At 72.3% G+C, this 26,620-nt stretch carries 20 protein-coding genes; 9 read left to right on the top strand and 11 right to left on the bottom strand.

Going from position 1 to position 26,620, the window contains the following annotated elements; genetic code table 11:
- The first annotated feature begins 19 nt into the window (after positions 1-19).
- Positions 20-2,542 (top strand): ATP-dependent Clp protease ATP-binding subunit, encoded by a 2,523-nt coding sequence (locus ACIRB7_RS17530; protein WP_403598947.1) that lies wholly within the window; start codon positions 20-22, stop codon positions 2,540-2,542.
- A gap of 108 nt (positions 2,543-2,650) precedes the next feature.
- Here ACIRB7_RS17530 and ACIRB7_RS17525 read toward each other — a convergent pair whose 3' ends face one another.
- A complete protein-coding gene (locus ACIRB7_RS17525) occupies positions 2,651-5,707 on the bottom strand; it encodes an NACHT domain-containing protein (RefSeq protein ID WP_403598944.1) in 3,057 nt (1,018 codons plus the stop codon).
- 475 nt (positions 5,708-6,182) lie between these two features.
- Here ACIRB7_RS17525 and ACIRB7_RS17520 point away from each other — a divergent pair, with 475 nt between their 5' ends.
- Complete coding sequence (locus tag ACIRB7_RS17520; RefSeq protein WP_403598941.1) at positions 6,183-6,920, top strand: M23 family metallopeptidase; 738 nt, start codon at positions 6,183-6,185, stop codon at positions 6,918-6,920.
- A 16-nt stretch (positions 6,921-6,936) separates the two neighbouring features.
- Here the strand turns inward: ACIRB7_RS17520 and ACIRB7_RS17515 are convergent, their stop codons facing one another.
- Positions 6,937-7,494, bottom strand: coding sequence for a TetR/AcrR family transcriptional regulator (locus ACIRB7_RS17515; RefSeq protein WP_403598939.1), 558 nt, complete (start codon positions 7,492-7,494; stop codon positions 6,937-6,939).
- A gap of 101 nt (positions 7,495-7,595) precedes the next feature.
- Between ACIRB7_RS17515 and ACIRB7_RS17510 the strand changes: the two genes are divergently transcribed.
- A complete protein-coding gene (locus ACIRB7_RS17510; protein WP_403598936.1) occupies positions 7,596-9,173 on the top strand; it encodes an MDR family MFS transporter in 1,578 nt (525 codons plus the stop codon).
- A 216-nt stretch (positions 9,174-9,389) separates the two neighbouring features.
- Here ACIRB7_RS17510 and cseC read toward each other — a convergent pair whose 3' ends face one another.
- The 6 genes from cseC to ACIRB7_RS17480 all read right to left on the bottom strand — a co-directional run bounded on the left by cseC (position 9,390) and on the right by ACIRB7_RS17480 (position 15,077).
- Positions 9,390-10,829: a two-component system sensor histidine kinase CseC gene (cseC, locus tag ACIRB7_RS17505; RefSeq protein WP_403599948.1), complete on the bottom strand. Its 1,440-nt coding sequence runs from the start codon at positions 10,827-10,829 to the stop codon at positions 9,390-9,392.
- Positions 10,718-11,416, bottom strand: coding sequence for a two-component system response regulator CseB (cseB, locus tag ACIRB7_RS17500; protein WP_403598933.1), 699 nt, complete (start codon positions 11,414-11,416; stop codon positions 10,718-10,720). Before cseB ends, cseC begins: the two co-directional genes overlap by 112 nt.
- Positions 11,417-11,507: 91 nt before the next feature.
- Positions 11,508-12,320, bottom strand: a complete 813-nt coding sequence (locus tag ACIRB7_RS17495) for a hypothetical protein (protein WP_403598931.1) — start codon at positions 12,318-12,320, stop codon at positions 11,508-11,510.
- The gene (locus tag ACIRB7_RS17490) at positions 12,308-12,880 is read right to left on the bottom strand and encodes a SigE family RNA polymerase sigma factor (RefSeq protein ID WP_384410685.1); all 573 of its coding nucleotides are present in this window, start codon (positions 12,878-12,880) and stop codon (positions 12,308-12,310) included. The genes ACIRB7_RS17495 and ACIRB7_RS17490 overlap by 13 nt, the downstream gene beginning before the upstream one ends.
- A gap of 226 nt (positions 12,881-13,106) precedes the next feature.
- Positions 13,107-14,042 (bottom strand): A/G-specific adenine glycosylase, encoded by a 936-nt coding sequence (locus ACIRB7_RS17485; RefSeq protein WP_403598929.1) that lies wholly within the window; start codon positions 14,040-14,042, stop codon positions 13,107-13,109.
- 363 nt (positions 14,043-14,405) lie between these two features.
- On the bottom strand, positions 14,406-15,077 hold the full coding sequence (locus ACIRB7_RS17480) for a phosphatase PAP2 family protein (protein WP_403598926.1): 672 nt from the start codon (positions 15,075-15,077) through the stop codon (positions 14,406-14,408).
- Positions 15,078-15,323: 246 nt separating this feature from the next.
- On the opposite strand from ACIRB7_RS17480, the gene ACIRB7_RS17475 reads away from it, so the two are divergent.
- A complete protein-coding gene (locus ACIRB7_RS17475; RefSeq protein ID WP_403598923.1) occupies positions 15,324-16,220 on the top strand; it encodes a hypothetical protein in 897 nt (298 codons plus the stop codon).
- A gap of 98 nt (positions 16,221-16,318) precedes the next feature.
- Here ACIRB7_RS17475 and disA read toward each other — a convergent pair whose 3' ends face one another.
- The gene (gene disA, locus ACIRB7_RS17470) at positions 16,319-17,443 is read right to left on the bottom strand and encodes a DNA integrity scanning diadenylate cyclase DisA (protein WP_351216962.1); all 1,125 of its coding nucleotides are present in this window, start codon (positions 17,441-17,443) and stop codon (positions 16,319-16,321) included.
- 282 nt (positions 17,444-17,725) lie between these two features.
- Positions 17,726-19,129 carry a DNA repair protein RadA gene (radA, locus tag ACIRB7_RS17465; protein ID WP_403598919.1) on the bottom strand — a complete coding sequence of 468 codons (1,404 nt, stop codon included), beginning with the start codon at positions 19,127-19,129 and terminating at the stop codon, positions 17,726-17,728.
- Positions 19,130-19,301: 172 nt separating this feature from the next.
- On the opposite strand from radA, the gene ACIRB7_RS17460 reads away from it, so the two are divergent.
- Positions 19,302-21,104, top strand: a complete 1,803-nt coding sequence (locus ACIRB7_RS17460; RefSeq protein ID WP_403598916.1) for a hypothetical protein — start codon at positions 19,302-19,304, stop codon at positions 21,102-21,104.
- Positions 21,105-21,157: 53 nt separating this feature from the next.
- On the opposite strand, the gene ACIRB7_RS17455 is transcribed toward ACIRB7_RS17460, so the two are convergent.
- Positions 21,158-21,955: a hypothetical protein gene (locus tag ACIRB7_RS17455; RefSeq protein WP_403598914.1), complete on the bottom strand. Its 798-nt coding sequence runs from the start codon at positions 21,953-21,955 to the stop codon at positions 21,158-21,160.
- Positions 21,956-21,996: 41 nt separating this feature from the next.
- Here ACIRB7_RS17455 and ACIRB7_RS17450 point away from each other — a divergent pair, with 41 nt between their 5' ends.
- The 4 genes from ACIRB7_RS17450 to ilvD all read left to right on the top strand — a co-directional run bounded on the left by ACIRB7_RS17450 (position 21,997) and on the right by ilvD (position 26,462).
- Positions 21,997-22,929, top strand: coding sequence for a Ppx/GppA family phosphatase (locus ACIRB7_RS17450; protein WP_403598911.1), 933 nt, complete (start codon positions 21,997-21,999; stop codon positions 22,927-22,929).
- Between the two features lie 115 nt (positions 22,930-23,044).
- A complete protein-coding gene (locus ACIRB7_RS17445; RefSeq protein WP_403598908.1) occupies positions 23,045-23,881 on the top strand; it encodes a sugar phosphate isomerase/epimerase family protein in 837 nt (278 codons plus the stop codon).
- Positions 23,878-24,489, top strand: a complete 612-nt coding sequence (locus ACIRB7_RS17440) for a TetR family transcriptional regulator (protein WP_403598906.1) — start codon at positions 23,878-23,880, stop codon at positions 24,487-24,489. The genes ACIRB7_RS17445 and ACIRB7_RS17440 overlap by 4 nt, the downstream gene beginning before the upstream one ends.
- 119 nt (positions 24,490-24,608) lie before the next feature.
- Entirely contained in the window at positions 24,609-26,462 is a 1,854-nt protein-coding gene (gene ilvD / locus ACIRB7_RS17435) for a dihydroxy-acid dehydratase (protein WP_403598903.1), read from the top strand.
- Positions 26,463-26,620 lie beyond the last annotated feature (158 nt).

Below are 26,620 nucleotides of genomic sequence, written 5' to 3'. Positions count from 1 at the left end.
CTCTGAGGAGCGATTAACGATGTTCGAGAGGTTCACCGACCGCGCGCGGCGGGTTGTCGTCCTGGCTCAGGAAGAAGCCCGGATGCTCAACCACAACTACATCGGCACCGAGCACATCCTTCTGGGCCTTATCCATGAGGGTGAGGGTGTCGCCGCTAAGGCCCTGGAGAGCCTCGGGATTTCGCTCGAGGCGGTCCGCCAGCAGGTGGAGGAGATCATCGGGCAGGGGCAGCAGGCCCCGTCCGGGCACATCCCCTTCACCCCTCGCGCCAAGAAGGTCCTGGAGCTCTCGCTCCGTGAGGCCCTCCAGCTCGGCCACAACTACATCGGCACCGAGCACATCCTGCTCGGCCTGATCCGCGAGGGCGAGGGCGTCGCCGCCCAGGTCCTCGTGAAGCTGGGCGCCGACCTCAACCGGGTGCGGCAGCAGGTCATCCAGCTGCTCTCCGGCTACCAGGGCAAGGAAGCCGCCACCGCCGGCGGTCCTGCCGAGGGCACCCCCTCGACGTCCCTGGTCCTCGACCAGTTCGGCCGCAACCTCACCCAGGCGGCCCGCGAGTCCAAGCTCGACCCGGTCATCGGGCGCGAGAAGGAGATCGAGCGGGTCATGCAGGTGCTGTCCCGCCGCACCAAGAACAACCCGGTCCTCATCGGCGAGCCCGGCGTCGGCAAGACCGCCGTCGTCGAAGGCCTGGCGCAGGCCATCGTCAAGGGCGAGGTGCCCGAGACCCTCAAGGACAAGCACCTCTACACCCTGGACCTCGGCGCGCTGGTCGCCGGCTCCCGCTACCGCGGTGACTTCGAGGAGCGCCTGAAGAAGGTCCTCAAGGAGATCCGCACCCGCGGCGACATCATCCTGTTCATCGACGAGCTCCACACCCTCGTGGGTGCGGGCGCCGCCGAGGGCGCGATCGACGCCGCCAGCATCCTCAAGCCGATGCTGGCCCGCGGTGAGCTCCAGACCATCGGTGCCACCACGCTCGACGAGTACCGCAAGTACCTGGAGAAGGACGCGGCCCTCGAGCGCCGCTTCCAGCCCATCCAGGTCGCCGAGCCGTCGCTGCCGCACACGATCGAGATCCTCAAGGGTCTCCGCGACCGGTACGAGGCCCACCACCGGGTCTCCATCACCGACGAGGCCCTCGTCCAGGCCGCGACCCTGGCCGACCGGTACATCTCGGACCGCTTCCTCCCGGACAAGGCGATCGACCTGATCGACGAGGCCGGCTCCCGGATGCGCATCCGCCGGATGACCGCGCCGCCGGACCTCCGCGAGTTCGACGAGAAGATCGCCGGCGTCCGCCGCGACAAGGAGTCCGCGATCGACTCGCAGGACTTCGAGAAGGCCGCCTCGCTCCGTGACAAGGAGAAGCAGCTCCTCGCCGCGAAGGCCAAGCGCGAGAAGGAGTGGAAGGCCGGCGACATGGACGTCGTCGCCGAGGTCGACGGCGATCTGATCGCCGAGGTCCTCGCGACCGCCACCGGCATCCCGGTCTTCAAGCTGACCGAGGAGGAGTCCAGCCGCCTGCTCCGCATGGAGGACGAGCTCCACAAGCGGGTCATCGGGCAGAAGGACGCCGTCATCGGCCTCTCGCGGGCCATCCGCCGTACGCGTGCCGGTCTGAAGGACCCGAAGCGCCCCGGTGGCTCGTTCATCTTCGCCGGTCCGTCCGGTGTCGGTAAGACCGAGCTTTCGAAGGCGCTCGCCGAATTCCTCTTCGGCGACGAGGACGCGATGATCTCCCTCGACATGTCGGAGTTCAGCGAGAAGCACACGGTTTCCCGTCTCTTCGGTTCGCCGCCCGGATACGTCGGCTACGAAGAGGGCGGCCAGCTCACCGAGAAGGTGCGCCGCAAGCCGTTCTCCGTCGTCCTCTTCGACGAGGTCGAGAAGGCCCACCCCGATATCTTCAATTCCCTTCTCCAGATCCTGGAGGACGGTCGCCTGACCGACTCCCAGGGCCGGGTCGTGGACTTCAAGAACACGGTCATCATCATGACGACCAACCTCGGGACCAGGGACATCTCGAAGGGCTTCAACCTGGGCTTCGCCGCCCAGGGCGACACGAAGTCCAACTACGAGCGGATGAAGGCGAAGGTCAGCGACGAGCTGAAGCAGCACTTCCGCCCGGAGTTCCTCAACCGTGTGGACGACGTCATCGTCTTCCCGCAGCTGACCCAGGACGACATCCTCCAGATCGTCGACCTGATGATCAGCCGGGTGGACGACCGCCTCAAGGACCGGGACATGGGCCTCGAGCTCTCCCAGTCCGCGAAGGAGCTGCTCGCCAAGAAGGGCTACGACCCCGTGATGGGCGCCCGTCCGCTCCGCCGGACGATCCAGCGCGAGATCGAGGACACGCTGTCGGAGAAGATCCTCTTCGGCGACCTGCGCCCCGGTCACATCGTGGTCGTGGACACGGAGGGCGAGGGCGAGGAGCGTGCCTTCACCTTCCGCGGCGAGGAGAAGACGGCCCTGCCGGACGCCCCGCCGATCGAGGCGACGGGCGGCACGGGCCCGAACCTGTCGAAGGACGCGTGACGCACGCGCTGAGCGTGTAGCGCGGTGAGGGGCGGCCCCGGAACCTGATCGGTTCCGGGGCCGCCCCTTTTCGTCGGCCGGACCGACCACGCGACGGCGTCGGCCGCCTCAGATGCGGATCTCCACCGTGGGGGCGAGCTTCTCGGCGCCGAGGAACCGGCCGCCGACGCCCACGACGGAGCCGAGGCCCGTCAGGGACGCCAGCGGCGTGAGGTCGTACGTGTGCCGTTCGAGGTCGCCGAGGAGCCTCAGCTGGACCAGGGCGGGGAAGGTCCGGGCGATGACGTCCAGGGAGGTGGCCTCGGCGTCGCAGTGCACGTACAGCATCTCCGTCCGCGGCAGCCGCAGCGTCGCCGGCATGTCGGCCACGGTCCTCGCGTGCACCACGAGGAACGAGAGCCCGTCCAGGGCGGCCAGCGCGTCCCAGGCCTCCTCGGGCGCCGTCGCGTTGCCGTAGATCTCCAGCGCGTGGAGGCCGGTCAGCCGGCGGAGGAAGCCGAGCCCCCCTTCGGGGTAGCCGATCACCGTGAGGGTGTCCAGCGCGTTCCCCGCGGGGAGAGGGTCCACGAACCGGGCGAGGGACCCCGGGATCTGCAGGCTCCGCGCCCCGCCGATCACCTCGCGCAGCAAGGCCATGCCGTGGGCGCTGAGGCCCGGCCGCAGGTCCAGGCCCTGGGGGCGCAGACCGAGGCGCACGATCTCCGCGGCCTGCTCGTCGGAGACGACGGTGAAGTCGAGGAGGCGCGAGTCGAGCCGGGAGATGATCTGCTCCGCGTAGGCGGCCGTCGGGAACCGGGACCATCCCCACATCAGCTGGGAGCGGACCGCCAGGTACGGATGCTCGGTGAACCGGGTGAGGTAGGGCAGCGCGGCGTCCTGGGTGATGTGGGTCGCCGTGATCACCACGTCCAGGGCCGCCTCGTCGTCCAGGCCCTCCGGCCCCGGCAACAGGTCCAGGACCGCTCGTCCCACCGAAGCCAGCTCCCGCGCCTCCTCCGGGCCCCGCGGCGGGATCACCTCCGCCGTGCGCGCCAGGATCCGTTCCCGGATCTCCGGCGCCACCTCCGTCGCGTGGTCGAGGGCCGTCGCCGCCAGCACCAGCACACGGAGCTGGGTGCGGCGGTCCGGCGCCGCGTCCGCCGCCTCAAGGAGCTCCCCGAGGATCTCGGCGCACTCGCGCGGCCTCGCGTGCCCGACGGCCATGCGTATGACGTCCTCCCACTGGTCGTCCGCCGCGTGCCGGACGAGGACCCCGATGTCCCACCGGTCCACGAGGGCCTTCGCCGCCAGGTAGTCCTGGAAGGTGCGGTGGACGAAGTCGACCGTGTCCACGGTCGGCTCCCGCAGCAGGCCACTGCGGTGCAGCAGGTGCGTGAAGACCGCGCCCGCGTCGTAGCCCGCCGCCTCCGTGATCGCCGGGACGGCCTCCCGTACGACCGACTCCGCGCGCTCACGGTCCATCGTCGTCCGGCCGTTGAGCGTCAGCCAGTAGGCGAGGCGCTGGATCAGCTGGATCTGGGGTGCGTCGCCGAGATCGATGCCGTACGGGGTCCCCATGTCCCGTTCCCGGTCCCGGCGGGAGAGCAGCATCGACAGCGCCGCGTCGTACAGCGCCTTGCGGCCGCGCGGCAGGAAGCCGCGCCTGCCGTGGTGCAGGGCGCAGATCAGACCGCACATCAGCGGGTTGGTGGCGAGCTGGGCGACGTCCGGCGTCGTGCGGAGGGCGTCGAGGAGAGGCTGCTCGTACGGAGCCGCCTCCGGACCGGCGGCCCGGTGCCAGCGGTGGACGAAGGTGGCGACCTCGGTGGAGGACATCGGGGCGAGGGTCAGCTCGGCGAAGCCGTCCGGTGCGAGCCAGTCGTCGCGTACGGCGGTGGGGCGGGAGGTGACGAGCCAGCGGTTGCCGTCGTAGGAGTCGAGCAGATCGCGGAGCCAGCGGCGCGCCCGGTCGCGCTCGGCCTCGGGGATCTCGTCGATGCCGTCGACGAGGACCAGGCCGCGCCCGGCGGCGAGGACGCGGTCGGCCCAGCCGTCGGGCGGGGAGAGCGGGCAGCCGACGGCGGAGAGGAAGCGGTCGGGGGCGGGCAGCCGCTCGCCGTGGCGGGTGAGGGCGCGGAGGGGGAGGACGAAGGGGATGCGGTCGCGGAGGTACGCCATGTCACCTGTGCGGTCCTCGTGTGCGCTGTGGCCTGTGTGGTCCTCGTGCGCGGCGGCGGAGACCGCGAGCCACTGGACGAGGGTCGTCTTGCCGGAGCCGGCCGTGCCGCGCAGGAGCACCTTGTCGTGCTGGGCGAGGATCCGGTCGGCGCGGCCTTCGAGCAGGTCGCTCCGGCGGATGGTGATCTCGGCGGCGCCCAGGGCGGAGGTGGTGCGGGTGGCGACCAGGGCCTCGCGCGCCGCGGTCGGGTCGGCGCCCTCTCCGGTGCCCGGCGCCGTGCGGGCGAGCCACGGAGCGCCCGTCGCCTTCAGCGACAGGTAGGCCACGTCGAGCGGCCACTTCTCGGGCGCGTCCCGGAAGTCCACCCCGTAGATCGTCAGGCGGCCGTGCTTCTTGGCGAGGTGTGCCAGGTACCGCCGCTCGAACTCGGCGTCCCGTGCGTCCACCCGCGGTGTCCGGCGGATGATCTCGTCGATCTTCGCGATGAGTTCGGTCTGGCCGCGGGTCTGCTCGACCAGGGTGCGGGCGGTGAACGTGGAGCGCTGGGTGAAGAACTCCAGGATGTGGAGGCAGGCCCACTCGGTCATCGACTCCAGGTAGAGCACGGAGTCCACGGAGAGGCCGTCGGGCGCCGGCGCCGCCATGCGCAGCCGCCTGGCGAGGTCGCGGTGGCCGAGGCGTACGGCCTGGACGTCGTCCATGTCGAGGTCGCCGAGGGCGAGGAGCGTGGCCGCGAGGGTGGCGGTGACGGCCTCGGTCTCGTCGGCGGGGAACGGCGCCTCTCCCTGTCCACCGAGGGAGCGTTCGACCAGTGTCCCGGCGAGCTTGCGGACGTCCTTCTCCGTCAGCGTCCGCTTCTCGCCGCGGAAGGAGACGAGGGAGGAGAGCCGGACCTTGGGCGCCGTCCCCGTGAGCCCCGCCCCCGGGCCGTCACTGACCAGCAGTTTCTTCAGGAGTGGGCCGATCGCCGCCGAGGCCAGGCGCGCGCCGATGAGTGCCGGTTCCATGTGTGTCCCCCCGTGGGTCCCGAAGTGGTCAGCGTAGTGCGGGACGGCCTTCGGAGTGGCTCGGTCGCGTGACCCAGGTCCCATCCGGGGCCGGTGCCTGGTGACAAGGCGCACAGGCGTTTCGAGCGGTACTAGCCGGAATAGTGGCGACCTTTGGTGTCGGTTCGGGACGTTCAGGAGTGAACCGTCGGGACTTTGGTCCCGGAGGCCTCGAACCGGACTCCGTGCGGCGTTTTCGGCGGTTCCGGACAGGGGTGACATGCGGATAAACCGCTTCTCTTGTGTAGGTATGTCCGATTTCGAAGGAGGGTCGCACGGTCGTCAAGGGCTGAACTTCCGGGGAGATCGCTACGACGGCATGTCGTAGATGGGGTGTTTTGGGATGGCTGGGGGTCCGGGTTACCAAGGATGAGCAAGCCAGCCCGGCGCAGCACCGTTCGCGTCGGGTCCCGTACTTCCCGGAGGTTTCCCCCGTATGTCGAAGCGCATGAACCCCGCCGCCCGTGTCACCGTCGTCGCTCTTGCCGCCGCCGGCCTGGGAGCGACGATGGTGACCGGAGCAGGGTCCGCCTTCGCCGCCGAGGGCAACGCCGCCGCCCCGGTCGCCGTCACCGCGTCCGCCGCCGTCGCCGCCCAGGCCGACGCCCAGGCGCACGTCGCCGCCCAGGTCGAGGCCGCTGCCGCGAAGGCCACGGCTGCCAAGCAGGCCGCCGCCGCCAAGCAGATCGCCGCCGCCAAGAAGGCCGCGGTCGTCAAGAAGGCCGCCACCAAGGCCGTCGCCGCCAAGAAGGCCCCGTCCTGGGTCAAGCCGGTCACGTCGTACACCCTGACCGCCAGCTACAACCAGGGCGGCGCCATGTGGGCCTCCAAGCACTCCGGCCAGGACTTCGCCGTCCCGGTCGGCACCCCGGTCAAGGCCGCGGGCTCGGGCACCGTCGTGAAGGCCGGCCCGAACGGCGGCGGCGACGGCCCCGCGTACGGGAACGCGATCGTCGTCAAGCACGCCAACGGCACGTACTCGCAGTACGCCCACCTGTCGAAGATCAAGGCGCACGTCGGCCAGAAGGTCGCCGCCGGTCAGCAGATCGCCCTCTCGGGCAACACCGGCAACTCCTCCGGCCCGCACCTGCACTTCGAGATCCGTACGACCCCGAACTACGGCTCCGCCGTGAACCCGGCCGCCTTCCTGCGGACCCACGGCGTCTCCATCTGAGCCGTACGAACAGACTTCATGAGGCCCCGTGGGCCTGATTGAGCAGATCGAGGGCGACCTCGAGGGTGGCCCTGTGCTTCTCCTCGGGGTCGCCCTCGATGTTCTGCGTGAAGAACGTGCCCGCGTGCAGCGTGAAGATCGCGCTGACGCAGCGGACCTTGTCCACCATCGTGAAGTCCGGCTCCTGGATCAGGCCGGTCAGCGTGATCATGCGTTCCTTGAAGGTGAGGCCGACGCTGAGCTCGCGGACCGTGGCCTGGTTCTCCTGCATGAAGCGGAAGAGCGGGGCGGCCGCGCGCAGCGCCACCTGGTAGCGGCGCAGCACCTCCTGCCGGGTCTCCAGGGTGCGGGGCTGTTCCTGCGCCCAGGTGATCAGCTCGTCCATGGGCCGGGTCAGGTCCTCGAAGATCCCGATGAGGATGTCTTCCTTGGTCTTGAAGTGGTAGTAGAGCGCCGCTTTGGTGACGTCGAGGCGTTCCGCGATCTCGCGCAGCGAAGTCTTCTCGTAGCCCTGCTCGGCGAAGAGGTCGAGGGCCACGTCCTGGATGCGCTGGCGGGTGTTGCCTCGGGCCATGGCTGCTCTCCACTTTCCAGAAAACTTACTTGACGCCCGGCTAGTTACCGGCCTACCGTCCTCAGTGTAGTAACTAGCCGGGCGGCAAGTAAGGGACCGAGATGACGACGCAAGCCACAGCGAAGCCAGCGCAGGGGGAGTCGGAGCAGCAGCCACGCAGTGTCCGCGTCGTCCTCCTCGCCCTGATGATCGCGATGCTCCTCGCGATGCTGGACAACATGATCATCGGCACCGCGATGCCGACGATCGTCGGCGAACTCGGCGGTCTGGAGCACCTCTCCTGGGTCGTCACCGCCTACACCCTGGCCACCGCCGCCTCCACCCCCCTCTGGGGCAAGGTCGGCGACATGTTCGGCCGCAAGGGCGTCTTCCTCGTCTCGATCGTGATCTTCCTGATCGGCTCGGCGCTCAGCGGCATGGCCCAGGACATGGGCCAGCTCATCGGCTTCCGCACCGTCCAGGGCCTCGGCGCCGGCGGTCTCATGGTCGGCGTGATGGCGATCATCGGCGACCTGATCCCGCCCCGCGAGCGCGGCAAGTACCAGGGCATGATGGCCGGCGTGATGGCCCTCGCCATGATCGGCGGCCCCCTCGTCGGCGGCACCATCACCGACCACTGGGGCTGGCGCTGGTCCTTCTACATCAACCTGCCGCTCGGCGCCGTCGCCCTCGCCATGGTCACCACCGTCCTTCACCTGCCGAAGAAGCAGCGGGCCAAGGGCACCCGGATCGACTTCCTCGGCGCCGCACTCCTCACCGTCGGCATCACCGCCATCGTCCTGGTCACCACCTGGGGCGGTACGGAGTACGCCTGGGGTTCCGCCACGATCATCGGCCTCGCGGTCGGCGGCGCCGCCGCACTCGCCGCCTTCCTCCGGGTGGAGACCCGCGCGAGCGACCCGATCATGCCGCTGCACATCTTCCGCAGCCGCAACTTCACCATGATGTCCCTGATCGGCTTCATCGCGGGCTTCGTGATGTTCGGCGCGGTCCTCTACCTGCCGATCTTCCAGCAGTCCGTCCAGGGCGCCTCCGCGACCAACTCCGGTCTGCTGCTCCTGCCGATGCTGCTCGCGATGATGTTCGTCTCGCTGCTCGTCGGCCGGTTCACCACCAGCACCGGCAAGTACAAGATCTTCCCGATCGTGGGCGGCGCCCTCATGACGGCCGGTCTCCTCCTGCTCTCCACGATGGACACCGACACCTCGCGGCTGACCTCCGGCATCTACATGGCGCTCCTCGGCGCCGGCATGGGCTTCCTCATGCAGATCACCATGCTGGTCGCCCAGAACAGCGTCGAGATGAAGGACATGGGCGTCGCCTCGTCCTCCACCACCCTCTTCCGGACGCTCGGCTCCTCCTTCGGCGTCGCGATCATGGGCGCGCTCTTCACGAGCCGCGTCCAGGACGAGATGGCGGCGCGCGGCGGGTCCGGGCTGACCGACCGGACCGCCCAGCTCGACGCGGCGAGCCTGGCCAAGCTGCCGGAGGCGCTCCGCGAGGCCTACCAGCACGCCGTGGTCTCGGGCACGCACGGCGCCTTCCTGGTCGCCGCCGGGGTCTCCGTCCTCGGCTTCGTCCTCGCCTTCTTCGTCAAGGAGGTGGTGCTCCGCGGCGCCGGCCCGGCGACCCCGAAGGCACCGGGCGACGACAACGCGAAGGTCGCCGAGACGGTGTGACGGCGGGCTGAAGCGGTACGAAGGTGGGGCCGGCCCCGGAACAGGGGCCGGCCCCACCGGCGTATCCCCGGATGCCGTCAGGGCCAGTCAGGAGCAGGGGCAGGCCCCACCGGCGTATCCCGAAGGCCGTCAGGGCCGGCCCCACCGGCGTACCCCCGACCGCCGTCAGGTCCGGCCGGCCCCCTCCGTACCCCCGACCGGGGTCAGTCGCCGTCCTCAGCCCGGCGGCAGCCGCAGCATCGGGAAGCTGCCCGTGTTCGTCGGCGCGTGGTCCGGCAGCCACAGCACCGCGATGGCGCCGCCCACCCCGTTCGGCGCCCCCTCGGAGGCCACGTTCCGGAAGGTCAGCCGGGCGCCGAGGACCCGGGCCTGGCCCGCCGCGATCGTGAGGCCCAGGCCGTGCCCCTGACCCGCGCGGTCGCTCGACCCCGTACGGAACCGGCTCGGGCCCTCCTTGAGGAGCGCCTCGGGGAAACCGGGCCCGTGGTCGCGGACACGGACGACCCGCCCCTCGACCGTGACCTCCACCGACGGCCTGCCGTGCTTGGCGGCGTTCGCGAGGAGATTGCCCAGGACGCGTTCCAGTCGCCGCGGGTCGGTGTTCACCCACGACTCGTGGACGACCCGGACGACGACCTCCGGGTCGAGGGCCCGAACCCGCCGCTCCACGAACTCGCCGAGCGCGATCTCCTGGAGCTCCGCCCGCTCGGACGCGCTGTCCAGACGCGCCACCTCCAGAACGTCCTCGACCAGCGTCCGCATCGCCTGCGCCCGGTCCCGTACGAGCTCCGTCGGCCGCCCCGGCGGAAGCAGCTCGGCCGCCGTGAGCAGCCCCGTCACCGGGGTGCGCAGCTCGTGCGCGATGTCCGCGGTGACCCGCCGCTCGGCCTCGATCCGCTCGTTGAGGGCGTCGGTCAGGGCGTCGACCGCCCACGCCAGGTCGTCGGTCTCGTCCCGGACGACCCCGCCGACGGCCTCCCTGACCCGTACGTCCGTGTTCCCCTGTGCGACCCGGCCGGCCGCGACGGCGGCCTTCCGCAGCCGCCGCGAGAGCTGCCCGCCGATGAGCACACCGAGCGCGCAGCCGCCGAAGACCACCGATACCGAGCCGATGACGAGGGCACGGTCCAGATCGTTCATGATCGTCGCGCTGCGGTCGGCGAAGGGGATGTGCAACGAGAGCACGTCGCCGTTGGCGAGCGGCACGGCCGCCCACACGTCGGGCGGCCCGCCGTGCCGGTGCTCCTGCACGAACGTGCCACGCCGCTTGTCCCGCATCAGCTGGTCGAGCTGGGCCGGCAGCGAGGGGTCGTTGATCTTCGTGCCGAAGCGCGGTTCCTTCGGCTTCGACGTCTCGTACAGCCGCTGCGCGAAGAGCAGCCGCTCCATCTGCACCTCGCGCGCGTTGTCGAGCATCGAGATGCGGGCGGCGTTGTGCACGACGACGCTCAGGGTGACCGCGATCAGCGCGCCGACCGCCGCGATGGCGACGGCGATCTTCCAGCGGACGCCGGTACGGAGGGGGAGCAGCTTCACACCGGGCCCTAGCTCTTGAGCTTGTAGCCGAAGCCGCGGACCGTCTCGATCCTGTCCTGGCCGATCTTGGCGCGCAGCCGCTGCACATGGACGTCCACGACCCGGGTGTCGCCGCCCCAGCCGTAGTCCCAGACCCGCTCCAGGAGCTTGTCCCGGGACAGCACGGTGCCGGGCGCGGACGAGAACTCCAGGAGCAGCCGCATCTCGGTCGGGGTCAGGGCGACCGGCGCCCCGCCCTTGCGGACCTCCATGCCCTCGGTGTCGACCTCCAGGTCACCGAAGACGAGGAGTCCGCCGTCGCCCGGCGCCTCGTCACCGCGGTCACCGGCGCCGCCCGCGTGGCCGAAACGGCGCAGCACGGCGCGGATACGGGCCATCAGCACGGAGCCGTCGAAGGGCTTGGTGACGTAGTCGTCGGCCCCCGCCTCGAGACCGAGGACGACGTCGATCGAGTCGGCACGCGCCGACAGCATGATCACCGGGACGGTCGACTCGTCACGGATGCGCCGGCAGAGGCTGACCCCGTCCATGCCCGGCAGCATCACGTCGAGCAGGGCGATGTCCGGCCGCTGCGCCCGGAAGGCGTCCAGGCCGGAGAGCCCGTCGGGCATGGCGGTGACACGGAAGCCGTCCCGCTCGAGGGCGAGCTGGGTGGCCTCACGGATGACGTCGTCGTCCTCGACGAACAGGACATGGGTCTCGGCCATCGTGCGTGCCCTCCGGGTCTGTGCGCTGCTTCTGTACTGCGGGGATCGGCTGTGTACTCGCGGGGGTCGGCTCTGTACTGCGGCGGCCGGTTCAGTGGGTGGGGGCCTCGCTCGGCGCGGGCTCCGCGACGCCACCGTCGCCGACGGCCCGGCTGTAGTCGTTGTGCACCCAGTCGTGCTGGGTGAACCTGGTCCCCGACCAGCGGTACGTGATCACGTCCTCGCCCGAGGGGTACGCGACCGGGTCGCCCTTCGCGTACACCTGCTTGGTGACGACGAGCTCGCCCCGGTCGATCGTGGCGTAGACCGCAGCGTCCTCCGCCATGAAGACGTTCTCGTACCGGTCGCTCTGCTTCCGGTAGACGTACGTGCCGATGCCGACGGCATCACCGCAGGTCATCACGTTGACGACGACGTCGGGGGAGGGCGCGTTCGTGAGGTTGCCGTAGGAGGCGTCCACCGGGTAGGCGTCCGCGACGCACGGCTTCAGATCGGTCTTGAGCCGCTCGCCGATCTTCGGGTCGGCCTTGAGCAGCGCGATCGGGTCCACCCGCTCGGCGGACTGCTGCCCGCCGCCGGCGGAGGGGGAGGGGGTGGGCGGCGCCGCGGCCACGTCGTGGGTGCCCGCCGCGCCCTCGTCGCGGGAGCCGGTGCCGCCGGTGGAGCAGGCGGCCATGGACAGGCCGACGGCGACGAGCCCGGCCGCCGCCGTGATGCTCGCCGCCTTGACGGTACGGCGCCGACGGCGGCGCCCGGTCCCGTGGGGGCCGTCGCCGCCGCTGTGTCCGCTGCCGCTGCCGTCGTCGTGTCCGTGTCCGGTTCCGTCGCCGTCGTGCCTGCCGTGGCCGCCGGGCCCGTCCTCGTCGTGTCTGCTGCCGTCGGCTTCGCCGTCTAGGCCGCGCACCGCTCCCGCTCCCGTTCGTCGCCTCGTACGGTCGTCCGCTCTCCGGTCCGCCCCAGGGCGCGGGCGTCGAGGTCACGGCTCTCCAGCTCCTGACGGAGCCGGGCGAGCGCGCGGTGGAGCGTGGACTTCACCGTACCCGTCGACATGCCGAGCGCCGCCGCCGTCTCCTCCGTGCTCATCTGTTCCCAGTGGCGCAGGACGACGACGCTGCGCTGCTTCGGCGCGAGCACCTTGAGGACGTCCATGAGGAGGGCCCGGTCGGCGTGCTGCTCGGTCGGGTCGTCGCCGCAGGCGTCGGGCAGCTGCTCGGTGGGCACCTCTTCGAGCCTGCGGGAGCGCCACCACTCCGTCCGCGTATTGATCATGACCCGGCGCAGATAGGCGTCGGCCAGGGACTTGTCGGCGATGCCGTCCCAGCGCCCGAAGGTACGGGCGAGAGCCGTCTGGAGAAGGTCCTGGGCGTCGACGGGGTCGGCCACGAGACGCCGGGCGCTGCGCAGCAGCGCGTCCTGCCGCGTGCGTACGTACTCCTCGAAGTCGAGCACCTCGCCATGCCTCATCCGAACCGCCTCCGAACCCCGTGACCAGCTTGTTCCTCGTGTCGTGGACGACGCTACGGAGCGGTTGTCACGGGGTTGTGCGGGGCAGCCGTCGGTGGACGCACGGCTACCCATCGGTTGTGTAACAGCGGGCCGGAGGAGGTTTCGCGCGTATCGGAGGGCTCAGGGCTCAGGACGCAGGCCTCAGGGCACGGGGCCACGGGCCTCAGGCCACGGGACACGGCCCTCAGGACACAGGCAGCCGGTAGTACCCGTCGTCCAGCGGCTCGACGAGACCGTCCGCGACCAGACCGTCCAGGGCCCTGGTCCGCTGCACCGGTTCGTCCCAGACCGTGTCCAGGGCCGCCTGCGCCACCGGGTCCGCCGACTCCCGCAGCACCGCGAGGAGCCTGCCCCGGACCTGCCGGTCGGTCCCCGCGTACGTCTGGCCGCGCCGCGGCGGCCCGTCGTGGGCCGGCTTCCCGGAGAGCCGCCAGGCGCACCGCCCGGAGATCGGGCAGCGCCCGCAGTCCTCGTTCTTCGCCGTGCAGACCAGCGCGCCCAGCTCCATGGAGGCGGCGGCCCAGCGGGACGCCGTCGCCTCGTCCTCGGGCAGCAGGGCACGAGCGAGCCGCCGCTCGGCGGCCGTGGTCGCGTTCGGCGGGTACTGGACGCCGCTCGCCGCCCGCGCGAAGACCCGGCGCACGTTGGTGTCCAGGACCGCGTGCCGCTGCCCGTACGCGAAGGAGGCGACCGCGGCGGCCGTGTACTCGCCGATGCCGGGCAGTGCGAGCAGCTGACCGTGGTCGCTCGGTACGTCGCCGCCGTGCCGTTCCGTTATGGCCACGGCGGCCGCGTGCAGGCGCAGCGCCCGGCGCGGATAGCCGAGCCTGCCCCAGGCGCGGACCGCCTCGCCGGGAGCGTCGGCGGCCAGGTCGGCGGGGCGCGGCCAGCGCGCGAGCCACTGCTCGTACACCGGCATGACCCGGACGACCGGGGTCTGCTGGAGCATGAACTCGCTGACCATGACGCCCCACGCGCCGGCCTCGGCGCGGCGCCAGGGCAGGTCACGGGCGTGCCGGTCGAACCAGGCGAGGACGGGCCCGTGCAGCTCGGCGGGGGGCGTCGGGCCGGCGGCGGCGTCGGGGGCGCCGGTCGGGAGGGGAGCGTCGATGGAAGTCATGGCATCTCTGATCCTGGCACGTCCACGACGCGAACCGTACGCGCCGTGGCACGGGCGCCGGGGTGGCATCGCGTTGCGCGCCGAGGCGCGCACGCCGGGGTGGATATCCGCCAGGCCGGGCGCGGGGGCGACGCCGCACGCTCCGTACACGCGCGGAAACAGAGGCCGAGGCCGAGGTTGGATCCGATAGCCGATAGCCGATAGCCGGAGCCGGAGCCGAGGTCGGATCCGATAGCCGGAGGCCGAGCCGGAGCCGGAGCCGAGGTCGGATCCGATAGCCGGAGGCCGAGCCCGAGCCGCAGCCCGAGCCCGACCCGCTAACCGGAACCCGAGGCCCGGCCCAAACCCCCCACCGGCACCCGCTCAGCGCACGCCCTGGCCCGCTCGCTGGGGCTCCTCCGCGCGCGGGACCGCGTGCGTCCGGGGGCCGCGCCCCGCGCACCACACCACGGCCGAGCTCCGGCTCGACCGGGCCGTCTCCACCAGGGTGCCCACGGGCCTGACCGCAGCCCGCATGACAAGGAAGGCGACCAGGCCGCCGAGCAGCAGACCGACGGTCACGTCGTGCGGGTAGTGGACGCCGACGAAGACCCGGGAGAACGCCATGAGCAGCGCCATCGGCACGGTCAGCCAGACCATCCCGCGCCAGGACAGCGCGAGCGCGACCGCGGCGGCGCCCGCGATGGCCGAGTGGTTGCTGGGGAAGGACCAGTCGCCGTACGGCGGGCAGGTGACGAGCGAGACGGGCGCCCCGAGGACCGCACGGCACGGGCGTTCCTCGTCGACCAGCGACTTCAGCCCCTCGCTCACCACGTACCCGAACGCGGTGGCGAGCGGGGCGAGCAGCGCGAGCGCCATCACCCGGCTCGAACCCTCGCGGGAGCGCCACCACCCGGCCAGGAACAGCGCGCCGAACAGCAGCAGTCCGGCCTCGGTCCAGACCTCGGCGAGCCACTGGAACCAGTGGGGGGTGGAGTGGGCGAAGTCGGCGACGTCGAGATACAGACGATCGGAGAGGTCGAGGAGGGTGTTCATGGTGCACGACGCTAACCGGAATCCGGAGCCCTCCGCCCCGGGCCATCGGCCAGGGCGACCCCCGACGAAAGTGGGGGTCTCGCGATTCGGTCCGGTTCCCCCCGGTTTCGGGTGAGGTCGCGAGCGGCCCCGGCGCCGTTCCGCGAAAAGTTCCCGGACCGGACGGATGTGATCATCGGCAAAACTTGATGTCTCGGGCGGCGGGTGGGGCGGGAGTTGGGCCGGATCTCTCGTAAGGTTCGGGTCGTGGGATCTTTGCGCAATCCGGTCGGGCCGCTTCCCTCCACCATCTACTGGCGACGGAGGGCGGCGGCGGCGTGCCTGGTGGCGCTGCTCGCGCTCCTCGCCGTCTGGGCCGTCACCTCCGGTGACGGGGGCGGGAAGAAGTCGAACGACGCGGCCAACGGCTCGTCTCCCACCCCTCCCTCGATCACCCCCGGCCCCGTCGGCACGGGACCGGCGATCAGCCAACAGCCGGGCGGACGCGACGAGTCGGACGAGTCGGGCGACACCACCGGCTCCACCGGCGGCGCGACGGGAGGCAACGGCGGTACGGACGGCTCCGGTACGGACCCGGGCGCGGGCACCGACGCCGGTACGACCACGGGCACCACTACGGGCACGACCACCGGCACGACGGCCGGCACCGGTGACGGCGGCAAGAACGGCGACACCGACGGCGCGGGCGGCGACGGAGGCGCGGGCACCGGCGCGGGGCAGCAGCTGCCGGCCGATTCACCCCTTCCGAACTGCCAGGCCGGAGCACTGCAGTTGACGCTCCGCAGCGCGCAGGTCAGCTACGAGGCTGGGCAGAAGCCGCGCTTCCAGCTCGTCGCGAAGAACACCTCGAACGCCGACTGCAAGGCCGACTTCGGCCCCCGCAGCGCGGTCCTGACGATCAGCGACAAGCAGGACGACGAGATCTGGTCCTCCGCCGACTGCCCGAGCCCCGGCGCCCCGGTCCTGCTGCGCGTCCCCGCGGGGGCCACCGTCACCCACACCGTGGAATGGGACCGCAAGCGGAGCGCGCCGCAGTGCGCCACCGCCCCGGCGGGCCAGGCCGGCCCCGGCACCTACCTCGTGGAGGCGACGATGCCGGGCGCGAAGGTGCTCCCGGCCTCGTTCACCCTCACCAAGGACTGACCTCGCGGTACGCCCTCCCGGACGCCCGGCCCGGACTACGTCCAGACGTACGGCCAGGCGCTACGTCCTCCTGGACGTACCGCTCCAGGATCGAGCTCCTAGACGTACCGCTCCAGGATCGAGGACTCCGCGAGCCGGGACAGGCCCTCGCGCACGCTGCGGGCGCGGGCCTCGCCGACCCCGTCGACGGTCTGGAGGTCGTCCACGCTGGCCGCGAGCAGCTTCTGCAGCCCGCCGAAGTGCTCCACGAGCCGCTCGATGATCGCGCCCGGCAGCCTCGGCACCTTCGCGAGGAGCCGGTAGCCACGCGGCGAGACGGCCGAGTCGAGGGTCTCGGGCGAGCCGCTGTACCCCAGCGCCCGTGCCACGACCGGCAGTTCGAGCAGCTCGGTGTGGGTCAGGGCGTCCAGCTCGGTGAGCGCCTCCGCGACCGTACGCGCGCGCTTGGCGGTGGGCTCCGGCACGTAGTCCCGGATCACCAGCTCGCGCTCCGGCTCCACACCCGCGATCAGCTCGTCGAGCTGGAGCGAGAGGAGCCGTCCGTCGGTGCCGAGCTCGACCACGTACTCGGCGATCTCGGTGGCGATCCGGCGGACCATCTCGAGACGCTGGGCGACGGCGGTGACGTCCCGGACCGTGACCAGGTCCTCGATCTCCAGCGCGGAGAGCGTGCCGGCCACCTCGTCGAGACGCAGCTTGTACCGCTCCAGGGTGGCGAGGGCCTGGTTGGCGCGGGACAGGATCGCCGCCGACTCCTCCAGGACCCGGCGCTCCCCGTTCACGTACAGCGCGATCAGCCGCATCGACTGGGAGACGGAGACGACCGGGTAGTTGCACTGCTTGGAGACCCGGTCCGCCGTACGGTGCCGGGTGCCGGTCTCGTCGGTGGGGATGGACGCGTCCGGGACCAGCTGCACGCCCGCGCGGTGGATCTTGGTGATGTCCTTGTCGAGGACGAGCGCGCCGTCGAGCTTGCACAGCTCACGCAGGCGCGTGGCGGCGAACTCGACGTCCAGCACGAAACCGCCGGTGCACATCGAGTCGACCGTCTTGTCCAGGCCGAGCACGAGGAGCCCACCGGTGTTGCCGCGGAGGATCCGCTCCAGGCCGTCGCGCAGCGCGGTGCCCGGCGCGACCGCGCTCAGGGCGGCGCGCATCAGTGCTTCGTTGCCGGAGCCCGCGCCGGACTTTCCAGGAGCTGCTGCCCCGTCCTTGGCTGCCACTGCACTCCTCCGGCTCGTACGGATGGGCGAGACCAGGGCAAAGTCTAGCGACACCACCCCGCCGCCCTCCGCCCCCGACCGATCCCGGGTAATCCGAAAGGGGTCCCCGCCCCGGCACGGACCTAACCCTCCGCGCCTTTGCGAAGCGTACGGAGGAAACCTTCCGCCCCGTGTACGGGGTCCCGGCCTACCGCTCGACGGAGGTACGGGACCGCCCCCGAAGAGAACTCCGCCCCGCGCGCGCCGCCCCCGCCACGCCCCGTGCGCCGCGCCCCCGCCCCGCTACCCCTCCCCGCCCTCCGGCGCCTTCGCGCGGCGGCTGCGCGGCAGCACCCGGAGCGCGTCGCCCATGTCCGCGACCTCTGTCACCTTCATGCCCGGCGGCACCCTGCCCGGGTCCGTCGGGACCAGCGCGTGCGTGAAGCCCAGCCGGTGCGCCTCGGCCAGCCGGCGCTGGACGCCCGTGACCCGGCGGACCTCGCCCGCGAGGCCGACCTCGCCGATCGCCACCAGGTTCTTCGGCAGCGGGGTGTCGCTCGCCGCCGAGGCGAGCGCGAGGGCGATCGCCAGGTCGGCGGCGGGCTCGGTGAGCTTCACACCGCCCACGGTCGCGCTGTAGATGTCGCGCTTGCCCAGCGCGCTGATCCGGCCGCGCTGCTCCAGGACCGCCAGCATCATCGAGACACGGGAGGTCTCCAGACCGGAGACGGTCCGGCGCGGGGACGGGATCTGGCTGTCCACGGTCAGAGACTGGACCTCGGCGACGAGCGGCCGGCGGCCCTCCAGGGTCACCGTCAGACAGGTGCCGGGCACGGCCACGTCACGTCGGGTCAGGAAGAGCCCCGACGGGTCGGTCAGGCCGGTGATGCCCTCGTCGTGCAGCTCGAAGCAGCCGACCTCGTCGGTCGCCCCGTACCGGTTCTTGACGCCCCGGACCAGCCGCAGGCGCGCGTGCCGGTCGCCCTCGAAGCTCAGGACGACGTCGACCAGGTGCTCCAGGAGCCGGGGGCCCGCGATGGCCCCGTCCTTGGTGACGTGGCCGACGAGGAGCGTGGACATGCCGCGCTCCTTGGAGGCCCGGATGAGCGCGCCGGCGACCTCGCGGACCTGGGCCATGCCACCGGGCGCGCCGTCGATCTCGGGCGAGGCGACGGTCTGCACCGAGTCCATGATCAGCAGCGAGGGCTTCACGGCGTCCAGGTGCCCGAGGACCGCCGACAGATCGGTCTCTGCCGCCAGGTACAGGTGGTCGCTGAGCGCGTTGATCCGGTCGGCGCGCAGCCGGACCTGGCTCGCGGACTCCTCGCCCGTGACGTACAGCGTGCGGTGCTCGTCGTTCGCCGCCTTGGCCGCCACGTCGAGCAGGAGCGTGGACTTGCCGACGCCCGGCTCGCCCGCGAGCAGCACGACGGCGCCGGGCACCAGACCCCCGCCGAGGACCCGGTCCAGCTCGTCGACGCCGGTGGAGCGGGCGGTGGCCTGCCGGCCGTCGACCTGCCCGATGGGGACGGCGGCGGTGGACACCCGGCCCGCCGCGGTCGTACGGACGGCGGGCGCGCCGTACTCCTCGACCGTCCCCCAGGCCTGGCACTCGGGGCAGCGGCCGAGCCACTTGGCCGTCTGCCAGCCGCACTCGGTGCAGCGGTAGGACGGCCGGTCCTTGGTCGATTTCGTACGGGCAGCCATGTCGCCCACCGTAGCGGCCCCCACCGACAACGGGCCCCGGTCCGCCGCAGGGCCGCCCCCCGACCCCGGAACGCCGGGTTCCTGTCCCCTTTCGAGCGATACATTCACCCGTAAGACTGAGAAGAACGCGGCCGGTACGAAAAGCGCCCCCCACCCTGCCTACGGTCGACCGGTGACGAGCAGCAGGCTGGATTCCCCCGCACGCACCACCGGCGCACACCGGGCGCACCCCGCCGCGGACGAGGGACCGCGCGCGCTCGGCCGGAAGCCCCCCGCCCGTTACGAGGCCGCCCTCGACGGCCTCTTCACGTACTGCCTCTCCGTGCTCTGCGACCACGACACGGCCACCGCCGTCCTCGGCGACGTCCTCGCCGTCGCCGAGCGCCACCACGGCCGCTGCCCCTCCGACGAGGACGGCCGTACGGCCTGGCTGTACGCCCTCGCCCGCTGGGCCTGTCTGCGCAGCCTCGGCGAGCAGCGCCGCAAGCGCCAGGGCGCCCACACCGGCCGCCCGGCCGTCACCGCCCCCGAGCCGCCCCGGGTCCCCGAGGAGACCGCCGAGCGGCGCCGCGCCGAACTCGCCCTGCTCGCCTGGCCCGAGGCCGCCGGCACCACCCCCGAGCAGCGGGAGGCCCTGGAACTGGCCGTACGGCACGGCCTCAGCCACCGCCAGGTCGCCGCCGTGCTCTCCCTCGACCCGCTCGCCGCCCGCGAGCTCCTCGCCACCGCCGGCTGCGAGGTCGAGCGCACCCGCGCCGCCCTCGCCGTCGTCGAGACCGGCAGCTGCCCCACCGTCGCCCGGCTCACCGGCGACCGCCAGGTGCTCCTGTCGGCCGCCCTGCGGGCCGAACTCGTCCGGCACGTGGACGACTGCCCCCGCTGCCGACGGGCCGCCGAGCGCGTCGGCGCCACCGGCCCCTGGCCCGGCGCCGGAGCCCTGCCCCCGGGCGGGCTGCCGCTCGTCGAGGCGCCGAGGGCCGCCGCGTACATGGCGATGCTGCACGTCCCACGCGCGCGTGCCGGAGCCCCGCGCTTCACCCCGACCGGGTTCCCCATGGACCCGAAGGACCACGTGGCCCGTCGCGACCGGATGCGGGCCCGCGCGGTGACGACCACCGTCGTCGCGGCCGTGGTCGCCGCGCCCGTGCTCGCCCTGTGGACGTCCTACCGTGGCGCCCCGGCCGCCGACGTGAACGCCCATGACGGCTCCCGGATCAGCGCGCGCGAGGCCGACGAGCCGGTCGGCCCCGACGGCCGCCCCTACGACCGGTACGAGAACACGGGCAACGCCCGTACGACCCCCGAGCCCCGCTTCACCCGGGGCAGCCGCGCCCCCGACGTCTCCGTCGAGGTGATCAGCCCCGGCGCCCCCACCGCCCCCACCGGCCCGGCCCGTCCCGGTGAGACCGCCCCCGGCTGGATCTCGGTCGAGGCGCGCGGCCAGGGCGACCTCACCCTGCTCACCCTCACCGCCGAGGGCGGCACCCCCGTCGAGTGGTCGCTGTGGACGGACGCGCCCTGGCTGTACGTCAGCCGGGCCACCGGCACGCTCCGCCCCGGCGAGAAGGTCACCATCGCCGTCCGCGTCGACCACAGCCGCGAACCCCGGGGCGTCTGGAGCGCCAGGATCGGGGTGAACCCCTCGGGCGCGGTGGTCAGGATCGACGGGCGCGGCGAGACCGCCCCGCCGCCCGTCATCGACCCGGTCACCCCGCCGCCGACGACCACGGAGCCGACGACCCCGCCCACGAGTCCGCCGACCACCGGGCCGACGACGCCTCCGCCGACCACGGAGGAGCCGCCGCCGACGACCACGGAGCCGACGACCCCGCCGACGAGCCCGCCCACCACGGAGCCGACGACCCCGCCCCCGACGACGGAGGAGCCGCCTCCGACCACGACGGACCCGGGCACGACGGAGCCCACGACCACACCGCCGACGACGGAGGAATCGTCCCCGCCGCCCTCGCCCTGAACGAGCCGCCGGGCCGAATCGGTACGACTCCGGCCGGCGTCCCGGCTCGGCCCCTAGACCTGCGGGTCGGCCGGGTGCGGGGCGACCAGCGGCAGCTGCGAGGAGAGCCGGGCCTCGCACAGCCCGGCCAGGACCTCGTACGCCTCCTTGCCCATCATCTCCGTGAGCTCGGGCCGGTACGTGACGTAGACCGGCTCCCCGGCCCCGTGCGCCGACGTGGCCGAGGTGCACCACCAGTGCAGGTCGTGGCCGCCCGGACCCCAGCCCCGGCGGTCGTACTCACCGATCGACACCTGGAGGACCCGGGTGTCGTCGGGCCGGTCGATCCAGTCGTACGTGCGCCGCACCGGCAGCTGCCAGCAGACGTCCGGCTTGGTCTCCAGCGGCTCCTTGCCCTCCCGCAGGGCCAGGATGTGCAGCGAGCAGCCCGCGCCGCCCGCGAACCCGGGACGGTTCTGGAAGATGCAGGACCCCTCCCAGCGGCGCGTCTGCCGGTCGCCGTCCTCGTCGAGCTGCACCCAGCCCGACTCCGTACCGACGTCGTGGAACTGCCACAGCTCCGGAGTGAGGCGTGCCACGTGCGTCGCGACGCGCCTCTCGTCGTCCTCGTCGGAGAAGTGCGCGCCCAGCGTGCAGCAGCCGTCGTCGGCCCGGCCCGCCTGGATGCCCTGGCAGCCGCTGCCGAAGACACACGTCCAGCGCGAGGTCAGCCAGGTCAGGTCACAGCGGAAGACCTGCTCCTCGTCGGCCGGGTCGGGAAACTCGACCCACGCGCGCGCGAAGTCGAGGCCCTTCTCGTCCGGCTCCACGCCCTTGCCCCGCTTCTTGCCGCTCTTCTTGGTCTTTGGCACACCACCAAGCGTATGCGGGTCGGCGCAGTACCGTTCCGCCCATGAGACTCGGAGTCCTCGACGTCGGTTCGAACACAGTGCACTTCCTGGTGGTGGACGCCCACCCGGGCGCCCGGCCGCTGCCCGCCCACTCCCACAAGGCGGAGCTCCGGCTCGCCGAGCTACTCGACGAGCGGGGCGCCATCGCCCCGCACGGCGTCGAGCGGCTCACCGCGACCGTCAGGGACGCGCTCCTGGTCGCCGAGGAGAAGGGCTGCGAGGAGGTGCTGCCGTTCGCGACCTCCGCGGTCCGCGAGGCCAGCAACGCCGACGCCGTCCTCGCGCGCGTGAAGGACGAGACCGGGATCGACCTCCAGGTCCTCACCGGCGAGGAGGAGGCCCGGCTCACCTTCCTCGCCGCCCGCCGCTGGTTCGGCTGGTCCGCGGGCAAGCTGCTCCTCCTCGACATCGGGGGCGGCTCCCTCGAAGTCGCGTACGGCATGGACGAGGACCCCGACACGGCCGTCTCCCTGCCGCTCGGAGCGGGCCGGCTGACCGCCGGCTGGCTGCGGGGCGACCCGGCCGACCTCGACGACGTGAAGGCCCTCCGCCGCCATGTGCGCGCGCAGATCGCCCGTAACGTCAGCGAGTTCAGCCGCTCCGGGCGCCCGAACCACGTCGTGGCCACCTCCAAGACCTTCAAGCAGCTGGCCAGGATCGCCGGCGCCCCCGGCTCGGGCGAGGGCCTCTACGTCCAGCGGCGCCTGACCCGCAAGTCCCTGGAGGAGTGGGTCCCGCGCCTCGCCGGGATGACCATCCCCGAGCGCGCGGCCCTGCCGGGCGTCTCGGAGGGCCGCGCCGGACAGCTCCTCGCGGGCGCGCTGGTCGCGGAGGGCGCGATGGACCTGCTCGGGGTGGAGGAACTGGAGATCTGCCCCTGGGCCCTGCGCGAGGGCGTCATCCTGCGCCGCCTGGACCACCTGCCGGGCCACTGACGGGGGAGGGGGCCGGGACCACGCACAGGAACCCCGCCCCCGCCCCGCCTCCACCCCACCCCCGGCGTGACCTGAACCACCCCCCACCCCCCGGCCCGCCCCGTACCCTGTCCCCGTGGCAGAACCAGCGGTGCGCGTCCCGGATGCGAAGGTCGCCCTGTCGACGGCCTCGGTCTATCCGGAGTCGACGGCGACGGCCTTCGAGATCGCCGCGCGCCTCGGCTACGACGGTGTCGAGGTCATGGTGTGGACCGATCCGGTCAGCCAGGACATCGAGGCGCTGCGCCGGCTCTCCGACTACCACCAGGTGCCGATCCTGGCCGTGCACGCCCCCTGCCTCCTCATCACCCAGCGCGTCTGGTCCACCGACCCGTGGGTCAAGCTCCAGCGCGCCCAGGCGGCGGCCGAGCGGCTCGGCGCGTCGACGGTCGTCGTGCACCCCCCGTTCCGCTGGCAGCGCCAGTACGCCAAGGACTTCGTCACCGGCATCTGGCGGATGGCGGACGAGACCGACGTACGGTTCGCCGTCGAGAACATGTATCCGTGGCGGTACAAGGACCGCGAGATGCTCGCGTACGCCCCCGAGTGGGACGTCACCAAGGACGACTACCGGCACTTCACCGTCGACCTCTCGCACACCGCGACCGCCCGCACCGACGCCCTCGCGATGATCGATCGCATGGGCGACCGCCTCGGCCACGTCCACCTCGCCGACGGCAAGGGGTCCGCCAAGGACGAGCACCTGGTCCCGGGGCGCGGCACCCAGCCCTGCGCCGAGCTCCTGGAACGCCTCGCGCTCACCGGCTTCGACGGCCACGTCGTGATCGAGGTCAACACCCGTCGCGCGATGTCAGCCGCCGAACGCGAGGCCGACCTCGCGGAGGCCCTCGCCTTCACCCGGCTCCACCTCGCCTCGGCGGCCACCCGCCCGTCCCGGGTCCCGCGGCCGTGACCGAACCGGCTCCGCGCCGCCGCGGCCGCCCGTCCCGTACCGAGGAGGAGAGCGGACCCGGCGCACGGGAACGCATCCTGGAGGCGGCCCGCGCCCAGTTCGCCGAGCGCGGCTACGACAGGGCCTCGGTCCGCGGCATCGCCAAGGCGGCGGGGGTCGACCCGGCGCTCGTGCACCACTACTTCGGTACGAAGGACGAGGTCTTCGCCGCGGCGATCGAGGTCTCCTTCGAGCCGGCGACCGTCGTCCCCGCGATCGTCGGCGGCCCGCGCGAGACCATCGGGGAACGGCTCGCGCGCTTCTTCATCGGCGTCTGGGAGAACCCGGCGAGCCGCGCCCCGCTCCTCGCCATCGTCCGCTCCGCGCTGACCCACGAGGCCGCGGCCAAGGTCCTGCGGACCTTCGTGCTGCGGCGGCTCCTGGAGCGGATCGCGGACGAGCTCGACGTACCGGACCCGAAGTTCCGCGCGGAGCTGGCGGCCTCCCACATGATCGGGATCGCCATCCTGCGGTACGTGATCCAGGTCGAGCCGCTGGCGTCGGCGGACCCGGAGAAGATCGTGGCGATGGTGGCCCCGACCCTCCAGCGGTACCTGACCGAGGCCTGACCCCGACAGCCGCGTCCGGTCCCTGAACACTCCGTCCGCCATACGGACACCCTGTCCGGATCTTGGTCCGTCGGCGTACGCTCGAATGCAAGCCCACCCATCACGAGGAGCGAGCGGCGATGCCCGAGCTGAGGTCCCGTACAGTCACCCACGGTCGCAACATGGCGGGCGCACGCGCCCTGATGCGCGCCTCCGGTGTACCCGGCGCGGACATCGGCCGGAAGCCGATCATCGCGGTCGCCAACTCCTTCACGGAGTTCGTCCCCGGCCACACCCATCTCCAGCCGGTCGGCCGGATCGTCTCCGAGGCCATCACGGCCGCCGGGGCCATCCCCCGCGAGTTCAACACGATCGCCGTCGACGACGGCATCGCGATGGGCCACGGCGGCATGCTCTACTCCCTGCCCTCCCGCGACCTGATCGCGGACAGCGTGGAGTACATGGTCGAGGCGCACTGCGCCGACGCCCTGATCTGCATCTCCAACTGCGACAAGATCACCCCCGGCATGCTGATGGCGGCCCTGCGCCTCAACATCCCGACGGTCTTCGTCTCCGGCGGTCCGATGGAGGCCGGCCGCGCGACCCTCGTCGACGGCACGGTCCGCACCCTCGACCTGGTCGACGCGATGTCCGACGCCGTGAACCCGAACATCTCGGACGAGGACATCCTCCGCATCGAGGAGAACGCCTGTCCGACCTGCGGGTCCTGTTCCGGCATGTTCACCGCCAACTCGATGAACTGCCTGACCGAGGCGATCGGCCTCTCCCTCCCCGGCAACGGCTCGCTGCTCGCCACCCACACCGCCCGCAAGGGCCTGTACGAGGCCGCGGCCCGCACGGTCGTCGACATCACCCGTCGTTACTACGACGAGGACGACGCCTCGGTCCTGCCGCGCTCGATCGCGACCCGCGGGGCCTTCGAGAACGCCATGGCCCTCGACATCGCCATGGGCGGCTCGACCAACACGATCCTGCACCTGCTCGCCGCCGCCCAGGAGGCCGAGCTCGAGTACGGCCTGCCGGACATGGACGAGGTCTCGCGCCGGGTGCCCTGCCTGGCCAAGGTCGCCCCGAACGTCGCCAAGGACCGCACGTACTACATGGAGGACGTGCACCGCGCCGGCGGCATCCCGGCCCTCCTCGGCGAGCTCTACCGCGCGGGTCTCCTCGACGAGGACGTCCACTCCGTCCACTCCCGCTCCATCAAGGAGTGGCTGGACACCTGGGACGTCCGCGGCGGCTCGCCGTCGGACGAGGCCGTCGAGCTGTTCCACGCTGCCCCCGGCTGCGTCCGCTCGGCGACCGCCTTCTCGCAGTCCGAGCGCTGGGCGGCGCTCGACGTGGACGCGGCCGGCGGCTGCATCCGCGACGGGGCCCACGCGTACTCGAAGGACGGCGGCCTCGCGGTCCTGCACGGCAACCTGGCCGCCGACGGCTGCGTCGTGAAGACGGCCGGGGTCGACGAGTCGATCTGGACCTTCGAGGGCCCGGCCGTGGTCTGCGAGTCGCAGGACGAGGCCGTCGAGAAGATCCTGAACAAGCAGGTCAAGCACGGCGACGTGGTCGTCATCCGGTACGAGGGCCCGCGCGGCGGCCCCGGCATGCAGGAGATGCTCTACCCGACGTCGTTCCTCAAGGGCCGGGGCCTGGGCAAGACCTGCGCGCTTGTCACGGACGGACGCTTCTCCGGCGGTACGTCGGGCCTGTCCATCGGCCACGCCTCGCCGGAGGCGGCCTCGGGCGGCACGATCGCCCTCGTCGAGGACGGCGACCGCATCCGTATCGACATCCCGAACCGCTCGATCGAGCTCCTCGTCGACGAGGCCACCCTCGCCACCCGCCGGGAAGCGCTGAACGGCGTGTACGAGCCGAGGAACCGCCAGCGCAAGGTGTCGGCGGCCCTGCGCGCGTACGCGGCGATGGCGACGAGCGCCGACAAGGGCGCCGTCCGCGATGTGACGAAGCTGGGCTGACCCCGGCACCGACAGGACCCGCGGGGGGGGGGGGGGGGGGGGGGGGGCCCGCCCCCCCCCCCCCCCGGGGGGGGGGGGGGGGCGGCCCCCCGCCCCCCCCCCCCCCCCCCGTCCGCCGTCCGGCGGCCGGTGGTCAGCCGAGCGGCAGTTCCAGGAAG

This window comes from Streptomyces sp. NPDC093795, assembly GCF_044764665.1.
In the GTDB taxonomy this organism is placed as follows: domain Bacteria; phylum Actinomycetota; class Actinomycetes; order Streptomycetales; family Streptomycetaceae; genus Streptomyces.
Note: the sequence above shows the minus strand (reverse complement) of the source record. Positions and strands in the feature narration are given on the sequence as shown.